The sequence below is a fragment of the Megasphaera geminata F0357 genome, assembly GCF_000239275.1.
GTDB lineage: Bacteria > Bacillota > Negativicutes > Veillonellales > Megasphaeraceae > Megasphaera > Megasphaera geminata.
This window is the reverse complement of record NZ_JH417570.1, coordinates 23,599-39,051: the sequence shown is the minus strand read 5'-3', so window position 1 is coordinate 39,051 and position 15,453 is coordinate 23,599. Positions and strand designations below refer to the sequence as shown.

At 48.5% G+C, this 15,453-nt stretch carries 15 protein-coding genes; 1 reads left to right on the top strand and 14 read right to left on the bottom strand.

The features are described from left to right. Position 1: 1 nt before the first annotated feature. Positions 2 to 571 (top strand): helix-turn-helix domain-containing protein, encoded by a 570-nt coding sequence (locus HMPREF0080_RS01795; RefSeq protein ID WP_006789420.1) that lies wholly within the window; start codon positions 2 to 4, stop codon positions 569 to 571. Positions 572 to 712: 141 nt separating this feature from the next. Here HMPREF0080_RS01795 and HMPREF0080_RS01790 read toward each other — a convergent pair whose 3' ends face one another. From HMPREF0080_RS01790 to dnaJ, 14 genes are all read right to left on the bottom strand, one after another. Then, complete coding sequence (locus HMPREF0080_RS01790; RefSeq protein WP_050808797.1) at positions 713 to 1,570, bottom strand: glycyl-radical enzyme activating protein; 858 nt, start codon at positions 1,568 to 1,570, stop codon at positions 713 to 715. Between the two features lie 35 nt (positions 1,571 to 1,605). Continuing rightward, the gene (locus HMPREF0080_RS11215; protein ID WP_006789418.1) at positions 1,606 to 3,192 is read right to left on the bottom strand and encodes a pyruvate formate lyase family protein; all 1,587 of its coding nucleotides are present in this window, start codon (positions 3,190 to 3,192) and stop codon (positions 1,606 to 1,608) included. Further along, positions 3,189 to 3,977 (bottom strand): pyruvate formate lyase family protein, encoded by a 789-nt coding sequence (locus tag HMPREF0080_RS11210; protein WP_006789417.1) that lies wholly within the window; start codon positions 3,975 to 3,977, stop codon positions 3,189 to 3,191. Before HMPREF0080_RS11210 ends, HMPREF0080_RS11215 begins: the two co-directional genes overlap by 4 nt. 316 nt (positions 3,978 to 4,293) lie before the next feature. Continuing rightward, complete coding sequence (locus HMPREF0080_RS01780) at positions 4,294 to 5,331, bottom strand: threonine aldolase family protein (protein ID WP_006789415.1); 1,038 nt, start codon at positions 5,329 to 5,331, stop codon at positions 4,294 to 4,296. Between the two features lie 39 nt (positions 5,332 to 5,370). Beyond that, positions 5,371 to 5,994 carry a hypothetical protein gene (locus HMPREF0080_RS01775; protein WP_006789414.1) on the bottom strand — a complete coding sequence of 208 codons (624 nt, stop codon included), beginning with the start codon at positions 5,992 to 5,994 and terminating at the stop codon, positions 5,371 to 5,373. Between the two features lie 102 nt (positions 5,995 to 6,096). Beyond that, complete coding sequence (locus tag HMPREF0080_RS01770; protein WP_006789413.1) at positions 6,097 to 7,404, bottom strand: MFS transporter; 1,308 nt, start codon at positions 7,402 to 7,404, stop codon at positions 6,097 to 6,099. 226 nt (positions 7,405 to 7,630) lie between these two features. Beyond that, entirely contained in the window at positions 7,631 to 8,758 is a 1,128-nt protein-coding gene (gene dprA, locus HMPREF0080_RS01765; RefSeq protein WP_006789412.1) for a DNA-processing protein DprA, read from the bottom strand. Positions 8,759 to 8,762: 4 nt separating this feature from the next. Next, positions 8,763 to 10,280 (bottom strand): YifB family Mg chelatase-like AAA ATPase, encoded by a 1,518-nt coding sequence (locus HMPREF0080_RS01760; protein WP_006789411.1) that lies wholly within the window; start codon positions 10,278 to 10,280, stop codon positions 8,763 to 8,765. Between the two features lie 5 nt (positions 10,281 to 10,285). Further along, positions 10,286 to 10,651, bottom strand: a complete 366-nt coding sequence (locus HMPREF0080_RS01755) for a YraN family protein (protein ID WP_040346829.1) — start codon at positions 10,649 to 10,651, stop codon at positions 10,286 to 10,288. A 243-nt stretch (positions 10,652 to 10,894) separates the two neighbouring features. Then, the gene (locus HMPREF0080_RS01750; RefSeq protein WP_006789409.1) at positions 10,895 to 11,239 is read right to left on the bottom strand and encodes a histidine triad nucleotide-binding protein; all 345 of its coding nucleotides are present in this window, start codon (positions 11,237 to 11,239) and stop codon (positions 10,895 to 10,897) included. Then, positions 11,240 to 12,556 carry a tRNA (N(6)-L-threonylcarbamoyladenosine(37)-C(2))-methylthiotransferase MtaB gene (mtaB, locus tag HMPREF0080_RS01745; protein ID WP_006789408.1) on the bottom strand — a complete coding sequence of 439 codons (1,317 nt, stop codon included), beginning with the start codon at positions 12,554 to 12,556 and terminating at the stop codon, positions 11,240 to 11,242. After that, entirely contained in the window at positions 12,556 to 13,281 is a 726-nt protein-coding gene (locus HMPREF0080_RS01740) for an RsmE family RNA methyltransferase (RefSeq protein WP_006789407.1), read from the bottom strand. Before HMPREF0080_RS01740 ends, mtaB begins: the two co-directional genes overlap by 1 nt. Beyond that, on the bottom strand, positions 13,281 to 14,162 hold the full coding sequence (locus HMPREF0080_RS01735; protein WP_006789406.1) for a 50S ribosomal protein L11 methyltransferase: 882 nt from the start codon (positions 14,160 to 14,162) through the stop codon (positions 13,281 to 13,283). Before HMPREF0080_RS01735 ends, HMPREF0080_RS01740 begins: the two co-directional genes overlap by 1 nt. 60 nt (positions 14,163 to 14,222) lie before the next feature. Further along, positions 14,223 to 15,449 carry a molecular chaperone DnaJ gene (gene dnaJ / locus HMPREF0080_RS01730; RefSeq protein WP_006789405.1) on the bottom strand — a complete coding sequence of 409 codons (1,227 nt, stop codon included), beginning with the start codon at positions 15,447 to 15,449 and terminating at the stop codon, positions 14,223 to 14,225. Between the last annotated feature and the right edge of the window lie 4 nt (positions 15,450 to 15,453).

The window sequence follows — 15,453 nt, the reverse complement described above, 5'->3', positions numbered from 1 at the left end:
AATGATCAATACCGGCGATGCCTATGATCCTGTTAACGAAATAGGGCGTGTATTAAAAAAAATCAGACAAGAACGATCTTTAACCTTAGATAATGCAGCCGAAATTACCGGCGTAAGCAAGACAATGCTGGGACAGATCGAACGCGGCGTCTCCGTCCCGACGATCTCCGTCCTGTGGAAAATTGCCAAGGGTTTACAAGTCTCTCTTTCCACCTTGCTTAATGAACCGGAACAAAATTATAAACCGGTACATATTACTACGGAGATACCGCCGATTTACAATGAAAACCGCTCCATGATTCTCTATAATACCTTTCCGTTTTCACCGATCCGCGGTTTCGAGTATTTTTATATTATCCTCAAGCCCGATACAATACATCGTTCAGAACCCCACAGGGAGATGGTGGAAGAATATATAGTCGTGACGAAGGGCACGCTTACATTACTATTGGAAGATAAAACCTTTCATCTCGAGGCCCCCGCAAAAATTAATTTCCCCTGTAATATCCACCATACCTATGCCAACGAAACGAAGGAAGATGTCATATTTCAAAATCTGATGAAATATTGAACGCACGAAAATAACACCGTACCATACATGTGTTTACTTAATGATTAATGCATCCGAAATTCCGGGTACACATCAATTACGTATGGTACGGTGTTATCTTTTCAAAGCAGAACCGGCACCTTCTGCAGTGACTCGTTTTTACTACTTATAGGAAATCATTTCCACTCCTTGTGAACGTATGATATTTTCACATTTCTCCAATTCTTCTGCCGAAGGAGTGCGGAATCCGGTATTTTCATATACCAATCCCAATTGTCGGTACTTATCTTTGCCATACTCATGATACGGCAACAGTTCTATTTTAGGATACGGAAGGTATCGTTTGACAAAAGCCGCCGTGTTTTTCACATTTTCATCATCCCCGTTTACCCCCATGATTAACGGAATACGGATAACAATTTGTTTTTCCTCCGCTCCGAGCGTGCGTATATTTTTCAAAATAAGCGTGTTATCTACACCGGTATAGTATTTATGCCGCTCTCTATCCATCATCTTAATATCAATGAACAGTAAATCCACTCGTTCCAAAACAGGCCGAATCCTGTCCAATTCAAAATAACCGCTTGTCTCCATCGTCTGACTGATCCCCAGATCATACATTGTCTGTGATAAATCGCACAGGAATTTTGCCTGCTGTGTACACTCACCGCCGGAATAAGTCACTCCGCCACCTGACTGTTCAAAAAATATACGCTGCGGCTCCAATGCGGATACTGCCTCCTCGACGGTTATTTCATAAAGACTGTTCCTCCGCGCCCCTGTAAGACATACGGTCACGCAAGCACCGCATCCGGTACAATTCCGTCTTACTTTTTCATCATTCAGGTCCGGTGCCAGACCTATCGGACAGGCGGCGCGGCATTCATCGCAAGCGGTACAGCGGGTCGAATCGTACATAATATGATTTTTCGTACTGAATCCTTCCGGATTCCGCACACCACTTGCAGCGCAAAGGACAGCCTGCGAAAAAAATGATCGTCCGGATGCCGCTCCCGTCATTAAGCGAATAATGCTGTAACTGAAGCACCTTCCCTTTAGAAGGCATTATGTACGCTCCTGCGTATAATCGAGTCCTGCAGTGTTTTCGACAAGTGTACGAACTGAGTGCTGTAGCCGGCGACACGGACCAGTAAATCTTTGTAATTTTCCGGATGGGCCTGCGCATCAAGCAATGTTTCCGTAGACAGCGTATTGAATTGGACATGGAAGGCGCCCAGATCAAAAAACGCCAGGACGGCGGCAGCAAGGCTGCTGCGTCCTCGTTTCGTATTAACAAGCTCATGCCCCAGTCTGATATTCAGCAACGTACCGCCGGAATGAATATCCTGATTCATTTTTGCCGCCGATTTCATAACTGCCAACGGCGTAGATATATCCGTTCCCGCGACCGGTGAAACCCCCTCCGAAATTGGAGTTCCCGCTTTTCTGCCGCTGGCGGTGGCTCCAATGACACGACCGGTCGGGATAAAGTTGGAAATACCCATAAAAGCGCTGACAAATCGGCTCCCGTAAATATCAGTATACGTACTTGCCTTTTCGTTGAAATGATTAGCTATCTTACGGGCAATATCATCTACGAAATCATTATCATTGCCGTACTTAGGCGCTCCGACAGCCAAGACCCGCAGCTTTTCATATCCTTCCCAGTTATGATCAAGAGCCGTTAACAATTCATCTACAGTGCAAACTTTATCAACGTAAACGAGTTGTTTAATTGCAGCAAGGCTGTTCGCCGTTTCCGCCAGTCCGATACCCGTAAGCACCGGCCCAATATTATATTTGGCCCCGCCCTCCACCAGATCCCGTCCCGACTCAAGGCATTCCCCGAACAAAGCGGAAAACAGGGGGCGCGGAATCATTTCCTTCTGTAATTTCTGAGCAACGAGCGTGCCTGCAACGGAAATTTCAATTAAATTATCAAACTGTTTGAAAAACGCGGCTTCCAGTTCTTCATATGTCTTAAACTTACGGGATCTGTTTAAAGCAAGGCCCATCTGTTTGCCCGTAAGGCGGCTTTTTCCACCGTTGGTAGCATATTCCAGAGCACCGCTGAAGTTGACGTTAACGGTACTGGTCCATTCAAAAGTCTTACGGAAGTGCGGCACAACACAACCGCAATTATTCCAATCGCGCGCATCTTCCGTTTCATATCCTAAATTTTTCAACATGCGATATCCGGTTCTATCACTGTGAATAGCCGGAAATCCCGTTCCCTGTGCGACCAACTCCATAACAGCATCGATAAACTCACGCGGACTGTCTCTGGATATTCGAACAGAAAGCCCCGGCTGGTGTGTCTTTAACTCCGAAGTTGCTCTCAACGCTAAATAACTGAGTTCATTCGTAACATCTTTACCGTCCCGATCACAACCTCCGACAGTAAGATTCTGAAACTGGTTATAGCCGGCAAAAAAATCGGCTGTATTAGCTGAAATAGTCCAGACCCATTCAGATAATTTCAACCAGTAACATTCAATAAGCTCCAAAATTTCTTCATTACTGTGAAGCTTATGCCGAACGTCATATTGATAATACGGGTACATATACTGATCAAACCGACCGGGATTTAAAGAAAGGGGATTTTCCATCAAGATTCCGCCCAGTTGATAGAACCAGATCATCTGTAAAGCTTCCTGAAAAATGATGCGGGAGAAAATTCGGGAACACGCCGGCAAATGCGAGCAATATCCATCAACTCACGCTTACGCTCTTTGTCCTTTTCAGTTTCTGCCGTCAATTCGGCTTTGTCGGCATAACGGCGGGCCAGTGTAATCAATCCCTTGCTTACTAAAATAACCGAATCATAAAACTCTCTTTTTTCCCGATCCCCCGGATATGAAAGGTTTAACTTACTTTTTTTCGCCCTGCACTCTTCAATAATGCCGCGTAATCCTTTAGGAAATAATCCGTCTTCATAGTCCGGCGTAATTTCACCGACAGATTGCCGCCATTTTGAATCAATATCAATAATACCCGTATCAACGGCAACTTTTGCGATTTCTTTCGGCAGCTGCGCCAAATATGCCTCTTCAAGGGATTTTCCCCGCCAATAGGGGAATATATGATTACGCACAAATTGCCGCTGTTCATCGGTCATTTCGTAAGGATCCTGTACGCGTTCAGAAAAACTGTCCATTTCCGCATCTACCCATGTCCAAGAAAATTCGGGTGTCAGAATACCGCACTTGCGAAACTCACCGACGGCACCGACAATTAACTCTCCGGGAAAGATAGTAACCGCCAACTGTTCACAAACGGCGCCGAAAGCCTTGGCTCTTCGTATAATCACCGGTTCTCCCTCAGTCTTTTTATACGCTTCCGTCCAAATTCTCGCCCGTTCATACGAAATATGGGGTTTACTGTTTACGTAATTATCTTTCGCCATTTGAATACGTTCCGTCAACATAACCTATCACCTCCACCTTGCACATACGTTATAAAGTCTATATAGTCATTATAACATATTAACTACGTAAAAATGAAGGAGCTGCCATACTGATATAGTTCCGTTTCATGTATGATAATTTTTTATGACACTGCAATTTCTTCAAAGTATTCTCTCCCGGCAGTGAACAGGCGGATATATATTACATCCGAATTTCACGACGACTCGATTATTAATACTGTATCTCTTTATGTTCGATGCTGAACTGAATTGTTAAAAGAAAAATTAAAAAGCACTCTCTAAGGTGATCCCAAAGAGAGTGCTTCTTGCTTACAGCCTATAAATCTTTTATCGCTTCTAAAAGTTTATCTACATTGGCGGGATCGGTAGCCCATGACGTACAAAAACGCGTTACAATGCGGCCGTCTTTCATATCTGCAAAATGGTCAAAATAAAAACCCTTTTCCTTCAGTCTGTCAAACTGTGTCTGCGTGAAAATAGGCAGTTGCTGATTCGTCTCGTGGTTATGAAGAAAATCAAAGCCCGCCTCTTTAAATCCCTTGTGCATTTTTACGGCTAAATCGGCCGCATGTCTGGCCAAACGGAAATACAGATTGTCCGTAAAGAGCGTCTCATATTGAATTCCCAAAAGCCATCCCTTGGCAAGCAGGGCGCCGCGTTGTTTAATATGGTACGGAAACTCGCGTTTCAGTTCTTCATCGACAATGACCGCAGCTTCCCCGAACAGGGCGCCCTGCTTTGTTCCGCCGATAGTAAAGACATCGCAAAGGTGCGGCAAGTCTTCCAGTTTTAAATCGTTGCCTGGTGATTCCACGGCATATCCGAGACGAGCGCCGTCAAGGAAAAGAAGAAGGCCGTATTTCTTACATACGTCGTGAAGTGCTTTTACTTCCGCCTTCGTATAGAGGGTCCCTACTTCCGTCGTTTGAGAAATATAAACCATACCGGGCTGTACCAAATGGGTCCGGTGCGCATCGGCCGTATAGGCCTTGCATCGTTTCTCAACCTGCTCCGGTCTGATTTTGCCGTCGGGAGAAGACACGGAAATAACCTTGTGTCCCGTCAATTCAATAGCGCCTGCTTCATGAGTATTAATATGAGACGTAACAGGCGCAATGACACCCTGATAATTTTTCAGGGCCGCCCCGATAACGGTGAGATTGGCCTGCGTGCCGCCGACAACAAAACAGACGGCAATATCCTTCGTTTTGCAAGCCTCCCGGATCAGTTCACATGCCCGCTCGGTATGAGGATCACAGCCGTAACCGGGATTTTGCTCATAATTTGCCTGCGCGATGGCCTCCAGGATCTGCGGCGCCGCGCCTTCCAAGTAATCACATTCAAATCGAATCATTCGCATTTCCTCCTGACATATGTGGGTGCCGGGAAAGCTCTATCGTTTCGACACTTTTGCCTGCATCAGCATGTTCAACACGTCCGGTAAAAGATCGTCACTGCCTTCATTGCGGCCTATAATGAGCGCCGCTTCCGTGTACGTACCGTGCTGCCAGGCAAGAATATACATCCGTTCGATAAACCCGTTCCCGTTGATAAAGAGATTACGCTCCACTGCGCCCGTATAAAAGACCGTTCCGTTGCTCTTATGTTCCGTAAGAGCATCAACCAAATAAAAGCCGCGGGGCAACCGCTGCCGCAATGCGTCATTGGCAGCGGTTACGGACATACCGTCTGTACCGACAAGGCTCCGTACGTCTGCCGCCGACAGCGTATAATGCAGCATATAAGCATACTGAAACACACCTTGATCCATCTTGACGATTTGGTAGGTTCGCGGTGTATTGGCCGGCAACACTTCGGCAATATACGCCGCCATATCGTTATCCGCTTCCTGAGCGGCAAGCGTCGGTTGCGTTCCCGCTTCCATATAAATATTCTGCGGCACCGTCACACTGCCCCAATTATCGAGGATCGTTTGTGTGCCTTTATTTTTAGCCGCTGCCGGAGCCGTTACAATCAACATAGCCGCCATAAGGCAGGCAATCCATTTTGATTTCATAAGTGTACCTTCTTTTCAGTATTTTCTATCGCTATTTTATACTATTTTCATAAACAGTGTCAAAACGGGTAAAAGATACTTCGTCCAACTCATCGTGAAAGGCTATTCCCGAATAGCCTCTTCCTCGATAAGGGCTTTACCGGGTTTGACGAAAAGCCAGCAAACGATTACGACGATACCGAAAAGCGCGGTAGTTATGAAAGCGCTGTCCCAGCCGTACGCTTCTACAAGAAAAGCCGTCCCGATCGGCGCCAAAATGCCGCCTATATTCCCCCAGAGATTGATCCACCCGGAAACGGATCCCGTGTACCTGCCGCCGAGAGAAATAACGGAAGACCAGCTGGCGCTCATGCAGAAGCCGAGGAACCCGAGAGAAACGGTCATCCAGAAAATGTTCATGCCCACAGATGATGTATTCGCCGCCATAATGAGGCCGACAGACGTCACGACGATACCGATAACGGCCGATACAGTACGCATGGTATACTGTCTTTGTTTATTGACACCCATGGCAAGTTTATCGGAGAACCAGCCCGCCAAGAGAACCGTTGCGGTCAGCGCAAGCCACGGCAGGGATGCCCAGAATCCCATTGATTTTAAAGAAAGCCCGTGCGCTTCCGTCAAATAGAGAGGCAACCAGGCGAGAAATACATACATAATATAGTCGACGACCATAAACTGGATGCCGACTGCCCAGAAACGGGGATTACATATTAACCGGTGCCAGGGAGCGACTTTCTTTTCGTATGACGCTTCGTTGCGTCCCAAATTGATATAGGCCGTTTCAGCGGCATTGACGTGCTTGTTGTCCGCCGGATCATCCGTCAGGCAGCGATGCCAGATAAAGGATAAAAGAATTCCCGCACCGCCGAAAATAAGAAATACTTCATGCCAACCGAAAACCGTGATCAAACCTACGGTTACGGCGGGACCGACAACGGGGCCGAAGAATACGCCTGCAAGGATGGCCGAACTGGCCTTCCCTTTTTCGTTACTGTTGAACCATTTAAACGCGGTCTGCCCCAATGCGGGAAATACGGGCCCTTCACCGATCCCGAAAGCGAAGCGGACGGCCGCAAAGTCGAGTTTTGTCGTTGCCGTCGCGGTCAGGGCCGTGAAGAAAGACCACCAGAACATGGCAACCGTACCGGTCTTCCGAAGGCCGAATTTTTCGGCAATAATGCCGCCGGGTACCTGCATCAGCGCATAACCCGCAAAAAAACAGGTCTGAATAAAACCCATATCAACTTTATTAAAGCCGAATTCCTGCATAATGACAGGTGTTGCGACGGACAGATTGACACGATCCATATATGCTATAAAACTAAGGAGAAAAATAAAGAGCGCTACTTTCCATCTGAACTGAGTCATCTTTTGCGCGGTACGTGCTTGACCGTCTACATTTTCCATACTGAATCACCTTATATGTATAAATTTCTTTCTGAAAAAGAGAGATAAAAATATAGGGCCGCCGTAACTGTTGCCGGCAGCACCTATATTTAAAACGCATTTCACTTTGCGGTTTATCTTTTTCAGGAAAGATTGAACTTATTATCCGAAAATCCGACGGTCTTGTCAATGCGTTTTTCTTATTTTTTTAATTTCTCCTTAGATTAAACGATAAACTATATCGTTTCTATGATTTATTCATATAAGACCTTGCAAGACGTGAGTACATTCCCCCGCGGGCATATAAAAGTCCTTTCAGTTCAAGTACGGCAAGAACGGTTGACAACCGGTCCGCGCTAAGTCCCGACACACCTGTTAATTCTTCTGCCGACAACATCTCATCGTCTTTGAGCAGTTCCCACAGAAGCCGCTCTTCTGCCGACAGCTGTAATTGTATCTCCTCCGGCACCGTACAGGCTTCTTCATTAAGCCAGCCGTATTCACGGGCTATATCTTCCGCCGACAAGAGCGGCAACGCACCGTTACGAAGAAGGTTATTCGTTCCTTTGGAGAGGTTGGAAAATATGGTCCCGGGTACGGCAAAGACATCCCGTCCCTCGTCAAGGGCAAGATCCGCCGTAATGAGAGAACCGCTGCGCACATCCGCTTCAACAACGGCAGTGCATAGAGCCATGCCGGCAATAATACGATTACGCGCGGGAAAATTTCCCGGCAAGGGTGCCGTTCCAAAGGGAAATTCACTGCATACGGCGCCGCCTTGAGCCGCAATTTCAGCAAAGAGAGTTTCGTTTTCAGGCGGATAGGATATATCCAGTCCCGAACCGGTAACGACAATTGTTTTCCCTTTGCCCTCAAGAGCTCCTAAATGAGCTTGCGTATCTATGCCGCGAGCGCCGCCGCTGACGACGGCGGCACCGAACCGCACCGTATCCCGGGCGAGGAGACGCGCCGCATTGCGGCCGTAAACACTGCCCTTGCGTGCGCCCACAATAGCGACAGAACGCGCCGTTGACGGCAGTCTGCCGCAGCAGTAAAGTACGGGCGGCGGATTTTTTATTTCTTTCAGCAGGATCGGATAATCGGGATCATGCCATGTTACGGCCACCGCGTGAAAACGGCTCAATTTGGCCAGGAGTTCATCAAAATCAAAGTGTTTCCGCCAGTGCAGAAGTAAGTCGACAGCACTTTTCTTCAAATCGGAATGACCGATATCACCGGTCCAAATATCCGTCGCCGAGCCGAACCGTTTGATAAGCTTACGCAACATGGCCGGGCCGACCTTAGGCAGAGCGGCCAAGGCAATAAAACAGAGCTGTTCCTGTGTATACTTTTTGCCGGCATCATCCGTGCCCACGCTCTCACATCCTTTGTAAAGTATTACGATAACTGACGGTTTCAGCAATATGGCGCTCTCCTATATCTTCGGCGCCGTCCAAATCGGCAACCGTCCTGGCTACCTTAATAAGACGATCATACCCGCGGGGGCTCAATTTTAATTTCCTGAACACTTCTTCTAAAAGCCGTTTGCCGTCCGGCGTAATGCGGCAGGTTTCGCGGATCTCTTGATGACCCATATTACCGTTTCTATAGATACGGTAAGGTTCCAGACGCTTTTCCTGCCGTTTGCAGGCCGACAGGACACGTTCCCGTATAACGGCGGAACTTTCCTGTTTAACGGCTGACGTGAGTTCTTCATATTTCGGGCGCTCTACGGTAATATGAAGATCGATACGATCCAAAAGAGGACCGGAAATCTTCCGTACGTACCGCCTGATTTCACCGGATGTGCAGGCGCAGATATGGTCTTTATCATGCAGATAACCGCAAGGACAGGGATTCATAGCCGCAATGAGCATGAACCCGGCCGGATACGACAAGGCGGCATTGACACGGACGAGATTTACTTTCCCGTCCTCTAAAGGCTGACGCAGGACCTCCAGAACGGACCTGGAAAATTCGGGCAATTCATCAAGAAAAAGAACGCCGTTATGACTAAGCGTGACTTCTCCCGGTTTGGGAACGGAACCGCCGCCGATAAGACCGGCAGCGGATACAGTATGGTGCGGACTGCGGAAAGGCCGTTCCATAAGCCGGTTTTCACGATGAAAGAGGCCGGCTACACTATATATCTTGGTCACTTCCAACGATTCTTTCAAATTCATGGGCGGCAATATCGTCGGTATACGCTTAGCCAGCATGGACTTACCGGCACCCGGCGGACCTACCATAAGCAGGTTATGACCGCCTGCAGCGGCAATTTCCAGGGCTCGCTTGGCAATGAACTGCCCCTGGACCTCACTGAAATCGACATCATAATGCGGTAAAGTTTCGTTATTTTTCCCGGGTTTAGCTGCCGTAAGCGGTGCAAGCCCCTGTAAATGTTCCACCAGATCTGAAAAAGTCGCTACAGCATATACATCGATACTTCCGCACAGCAAAGCTTCCCCTGTATTTTCAGGACTGACGAATACTTTCTTAAAACCGCTTTCCGCCGCGGCAAGAACCATTGACAACACGCCGGCAGTCTGACGCACGCGCCCGTCCAAAGACAACTCACCCATAAAGAGGCAGCTCTCGCAAGCTTCCGGCTTAATCTGCCCGCTCGAAACCATAAGCGCTACGGCTATAGGTAAATCCAGGCCGGCGCCTTCCTTTTTCATATCCGCCGGTGCGAGATTAACCGTAATCCGCCGCATCGGGAATTCAAAGCCGCTGTTTTTCACGGCAGCCCGTACCCGTTCCTTCGATTCCTTAACCGCTACTGTCGCCATACCGACAATATCGAAGGCAGGCAAGCCGTTGGCAATATCCGCTTCAACTGTAATTAAACGGCCGTGCAGGCCTAACACGGCCGCTCCGAAAATCCGTGCAAACATACTGCTTACTCCACTGAAAACGCATGCGTAATATGTCTGAATAAAGAAGATCTTCCCGGGGGCTTGAATATTTCGATGACGTCAAAGCGGCAGGGCCTGTCCCACCGGTTATATCTGTTTAAGTAGAACTGAGCCGTTTGTATTATCTTTTGCCGTTTTATCGGTACCACCGCTTCGGCAGGCAAGCCGTAATCCAACGACCGGCGTGCTTTCACTTCTACAAAAACGACAGTCCTGCCGTCTTCGGCAATAATATCTATTTCACCGGTCGCTGCCCTGTAATTGAGACAACAAAGAGTATATCCTTTTTCTTGCAGATAAACAGCGGCTTCCCGTTCCCCCGTTGTGCCGAACGCCTTATCATCCGTCATCGTCATTCCTCCTCCAATACTTACTATACAGTGCTTTTCTGAAATAACGATTAAAGCGTCCATTAAAATTTCATTAAAGAAAAAGCGGCAATACCGAAACGGTATTGCCGCTGCTTGAAACTTTTATTATATCCCTTTTACGGCCAAAAACACGATGACAGCCAATAAAGCAATAACGGCTATAGTACGAACAGTCTTCGCCGTATTCACGGGCAGGAGCGTCTTCTTATCTTTCTTTTCCATTTACACTCCCGGCCAGGCCATTTCCTTGCCGCCCAGAATATGCGCATGCAGGTGGTGCACGGTTTGACCGGCTTTTTCACCGGTATTGAAAACAACACGATAGCCGTCTTCAGCAAGACCTATCTTTTCTGCCGTTTTCTGAATAGCCGTGAGCATTTTGCCGGCCACCTCCGTATCGGCTTCCGTAAGCGCCGCAATACTCCGTACATGTTTTTTCGGAACGACGAGAACATGTACGGGTGTCACGGGGGCGATATCTTCAAAAGCATAAAAATTATCGTCTTCATATACTTTTCTGCTCGGGATTTCACCCTTCGTAATTTTACAGAAAATACAATCTTCCATTTAAAATGCCTCCTTTACTCTTCCTGTAAGGACAGTGCCGTCTCTGCCTGTCAACAGGACATCTATAATACGGCCTCTCTCACATCCGGCCGGTACTGCCACGCGGACCCGTTCATATTGTTCTGAAAAGCCTTCCCCCGCATTGTCCTTTATTTCTTCCAATAAAACCTGTACCTCCGCTCCGATCAAACTGTCGAGAAGCGCTTTTTTCTGCCGTTCTGAAAGAGCGTTGACCGTATCGACACGCCGCTTCTTCACATTATTCGGCACTTGACCTGCCATCGCGGCGGCGGGTGTCCCCTGCCGAGGCGAATAGGGAAAGGCATGGATATGGGAAAACCGCAAGCGGTTTAATGTGTCCATGGTCTCCGCAAAGAGCATATCCGTCTCACCGGGAAAGCCTACAATCAGGTCGGTCGACACGGTGAGGCCTTGAATCCGTCCGGTCAATCGTTCAATCAGAGAAATATACTCATCTTTTGTGTAACGACGCCGCATGGATTGTAAAATTTCATCGGCCCCCGACTGTATAGGCAGATGTAGATGAGGGCAAATACGGGACGACGAATTGATAACATCAATCAGAGCATCATCAATCTCCGCAGACTCGACGGAGCCCATCCGTATGCGTTCAATATCCGTTTCTTCAATAAGGCGTTTGAGGATAAGCGCCAATGTGGGCCGCTCAGGCAAATCAAGTCCGTAGGCCCCGAGATGGATCCCCGTGAGAACGATTTCTTTAAACCCGGCTTCGGCAAGACGTCCGGCTTCGGCTATAACCGCATCGGGGCGACGTGATTTAAGGCTTCCCCGCGTATACGGAATGATGCAGTAGCTGCAAAAGTTATTGCACCCTTCCTGGATCTTCAAATCGGCGCGCGTATGTTCAACCGCTGACGGGTAGAGAGGGATTTCTTCAAAGGCGTCTCTGCCCATAACATCATGCACGGCCTGTACGGCCACATTCGTACGTTCAGACAAAAGACGGTTGACGACGGGCACAATATTTTTTCGTTCATTTGTACCGATAACGGCGTCGACGTCGGGAATGGCCGCCAGCGCGTCCGGACTGAGTTGGGCATAGCATCCCGTCACGATAACAAGACCGTCGGCATTATTCTTTTTTGCCCGCCTGATAATCTGGCGGGATTTCTTTTCGCCCATATGTGTAACGGAACACGTATTGATAACATATACATCGGCACGGCCGTTAAAATCGGTCTCCGTAAAACCGTCGGCGAAGAAAAGGCCGCGCATACTGTCCGTGTCATATTGATTTACCCGGCAACCGAGCGTCGTAAAAGCGATAGTCGGCATCACTTAAAACCTCTTTCATACATAATAACGGCAGCTGCCGTAAGTGCCGCCGTCTCGGCACGCAAAATACGCCTGCCCAGAGAAACGGTCATACACCGCTCACAGGTTTTGAGAAACTCTATTTCTTCCCTCGCAAAACCGCCTTCCGGCCCGATACAGACGACCGTATCCGCCCTGCTCGCCGCAACTGCCGCGGCCTGCGCCGGCACCGTTTCCAATTCATAAGGGACGACGATAAAACGATCTCCGTAATCACGGACAAGCTCAGCAAGAGAATGTACGTCATCAACAGGCGGCACGTCCGTACGACCGCATTGTTTTGCCGCTTCTAAAGCTATTTTTTGCCATCTTTTACATCTTTCAAGGCGGCGTTTTTCATTTAATTTTACTACACAGTATTTCATTTGTATAGGAATAATGCGGTTTACACCAAGTTCCGTCGCCTTTTGAACGAGCCAGTCGAACTTATCGTTTTTCAGAACGGCAGCCGCTAAAATGAGTTCGGGGCCTGCCGTGTCAGTTTCTTCCACCCGTGCAACAGGCAGAAGGACAGCCTCTTTCCCGTCCATGCCGTTTATTTTACAGTGAAAGGAGGCGCCCCTGCTGTCCGTTACGATGACCTCATCACCTGTGGCAGCCCGCAGGACACGCATAAGATGATGCGTGTCGTCGGCTGTCAGATGAAATTCTCCGCCTATAGGGAAAGATGTAAACAGTTTTCTCATTACGTTTTCCTCAAAACGACGGTATACCAGCCGTTTTCCAAATCCTCGGCAATCTGTGTAAAACCGCGTTTCCGCACGACCTGACGGACTTCATCAATCCGTTCGTCAATAATGCCGCTGCCGATAAAAATACCGTTTTCTTTCAAGTATGACGGAAGTTCCGGTAAAAGGCGCAAAATAAGGTCGGTCACCAAATTGCCGACAATCAAATCCGCCCGGGGAACAGCATCGCCCAGGTCATTCAGCAGATCACTCCGTGAAATATCCAGAATTTCGTCGACACCGTTCAACTTCGCATTAACAGCGGCCTGTTTTACAGCCGCAGGATCAAAGTCGACAGCCCTTACTGCGGCCGCGCCGCATTTTGCAGCCGTAACGGCAAGGATTCCCGTGCCTGTACCTATATCATATACGATTTGACCGGGCCGGACAAACTTTTCCAGATAACGGACGCACATACGCGTCGTATCGTGAAACCCACTGCCGAAAGTCACTCCGGGTTCAATACGGAGTACTTCCGCCGCGTCGGGAGGATCCGTTTTTTCCCATACCGGTACGACCCAAAAACGTTCCGATATTTTCTCGGCACAAAAATACTGCTGCCACGCATAAAGCCATGTATCCTCTTCAGCCCGCCCCTGTACAAAAGTGTATGCCTGCCAAGCGGGATTGTCCGCCCACAAGGCGTCAAGGCACGCCTTCATACGGGCGATAACCGTATCCGCGCCCTCATCGGGTATATGGACGGTCAAAGAGACAAGACCGTCCCTCGTTTTATCATCATGAATTATAGAACCGTTCGTACCGCATTCCCACAGCAGCAGACTGACAATATCGACGGACGCGGCCGGGACGATCAATCCCGCTTCTCTCCATTTCATAAGCTTTATTCCCCTCAACCGAAAAAGCTGCGGACATGTATAACGCCCGCAGCCATATACTTATATTCCAGCTGCAAATCGACTGTATCCGATAAATTTCTCACGAATAAACTTTGTCAATTTGTCCCAAAATCCTTCTTTTTTAGTTTTTTTTTCCTTTTTATCCGCCTTTTCGTCGTCTTCCGTAATCCAATCCTCACCACCGGCAATACCGAATTCTCTGAGTAATTCTTTCTGCCTGTTATTCAGACGCCTCGGTACCGCAATATTGACCTGTACATGATGATCGCCTCGCCTGTCCTTCGAGCCGAGATAAGGAACGCCCTTGCCTTTGATGCGGAAAAGCGTCCCCGTCTGCGTGCCGGCGGGAATCTTCAAATCAATCTTACCGTCCATCGTTTCAACACGGATTGTGGACCCTAATGCGGCTTGAGTAAAACTGATTGTCTGCTGGGAAATGATATCGTTGCCGCGACGAACAAAACGGTCATCCTTACGCACGAAAATATAAACATATAAATCACCGTGACCGCCGCCGTGACTGCCCGGTTCACCTTCACCGGCCACGCGCAGGCGAGCGCCGTCATCAACACCGGCCGGAACTCTGATTTGGATTTTTTTGCGTACTTTGACATTGCCTGCGCTATGACATTTTTTACATTTCTTTTCGATAATCTTACCCGAACCGCCGCAACGCGTACATGTCCGCACATTGACCATCTGTCCGAAAGGCGTGTTCTGCACGACCCGCTGCTGGCCCGTACCGTGACAATCGGGGCAGGTGCCTATGTTACTGCCCGGTTCGGCACCGTTGCCGTGACAATGGTCACAGGTATCTTCCTTCGGGACGGTAATTTCCATTTCCGTCCCGAAAACAGCTTGTCTAAAGGAGATGTCGATATCATAGCGCAAGTCCGCACCGCGCTGAGGACCGTTTTGCTGTCTGCTGCGACCGCCGCCGAAGAAAGAATCGAAGATATCGCCGAAACCGCTGAAGTCCTGCCCGAAACCGCCGAAGCCGCTCTGACTGAAGCCGTCGAACCCGCCGGCACCGCCGCCCTGAAAAGCATCGGGACCGAACCTGTCATACTGTGCGCGTTTCGTTTTGTCCGACAAAATGCCGTACGCTTCATTGATTTCCTTAAATTTCTTTTCCGCTTCTTCCGGGTTATCCCGGTTTTTGTCGGGGTGATACTTAACGGCAAGCTTACGGAACGCCTTTTTTATATCGGCCTCGCTCGCATCTTTCGATACGCCGAGCACTTCATAATAATCTTTTTTACTCATTCTA

Excerpts from the sequence above, each read along its gene's own strand:
- HMPREF0080_RS01760 (WP_006789411.1), bottom strand. The coding sequence starts at position 10,280 with ATGTTTGCACGGATTTTCGGAGCGGCCGTGTTAGGCCTGCACGGCCGT.
- HMPREF0080_RS01775 (WP_006789414.1), bottom strand. The coding sequence starts at position 5,994 with ATGAAATCAAAATGGATTGCCTGCCTTATGGCGGCTATGTTGATTGTA.
- HMPREF0080_RS01750 (WP_006789409.1), bottom strand. The coding sequence starts at position 11,239 with ATGGAAGATTGTATTTTCTGTAAAATTACGAAGGGTGAAATCCCGAGC.
- HMPREF0080_RS01755 (WP_040346829.1), bottom strand. The coding sequence starts at position 10,651 with ATGACGGATGATAAGGCGTTCGGCACAACGGGGGAACGGGAAGCCGCT.
- HMPREF0080_RS01770 (WP_006789413.1), bottom strand. The coding sequence starts at position 7,404 with ATGGAAAATGTAGACGGTCAAGCACGTACCGCGCAAAAGATGACTCAG.
- mtaB (WP_006789408.1), bottom strand. The coding sequence starts at position 12,556 with ATGCCGACTATCGCTTTTACGACGCTCGGTTGCCGGGTAAATCAATAT.
- HMPREF0080_RS01780 (WP_006789415.1), bottom strand. The coding sequence starts at position 5,331 with ATGATTCGATTTGAATGTGATTACTTGGAAGGCGCGGCGCCGCAGATC.
- HMPREF0080_RS01790 (WP_050808797.1), bottom strand. The coding sequence starts at position 1,570 with ATGACGGGAGCGGCATCCGGACGATCATTTTTTTCGCAGGCTGTCCTT.
- dnaJ (WP_006789405.1), bottom strand. The coding sequence starts at position 15,449 with ATGAGTAAAAAAGATTATTATGAAGTGCTCGGCGTATCGAAAGATGCG.
- HMPREF0080_RS01735 (WP_006789406.1), bottom strand. The coding sequence starts at position 14,162 with ATGAAATGGAGAGAAGCGGGATTGATCGTCCCGGCCGCGTCCGTCGAT.
- HMPREF0080_RS11215 (WP_006789418.1), bottom strand. The coding sequence starts at position 3,192 with ATGATCTGGTTCTATCAACTGGGCGGAATCTTGATGGAAAATCCCCTT.
- HMPREF0080_RS01740 (WP_006789407.1), bottom strand. The coding sequence starts at position 13,281 with ATGAGAAAACTGTTTACATCTTTCCCTATAGGCGGAGAATTTCATCTG.
- HMPREF0080_RS01795 (WP_006789420.1), top strand. The coding sequence starts at position 2 with ATGATCAATACCGGCGATGCCTATGATCCTGTTAACGAAATAGGGCGT.
- HMPREF0080_RS11210 (WP_006789417.1), bottom strand. The coding sequence starts at position 3,977 with ATGTTGACGGAACGTATTCAAATGGCGAAAGATAATTACGTAAACAGT.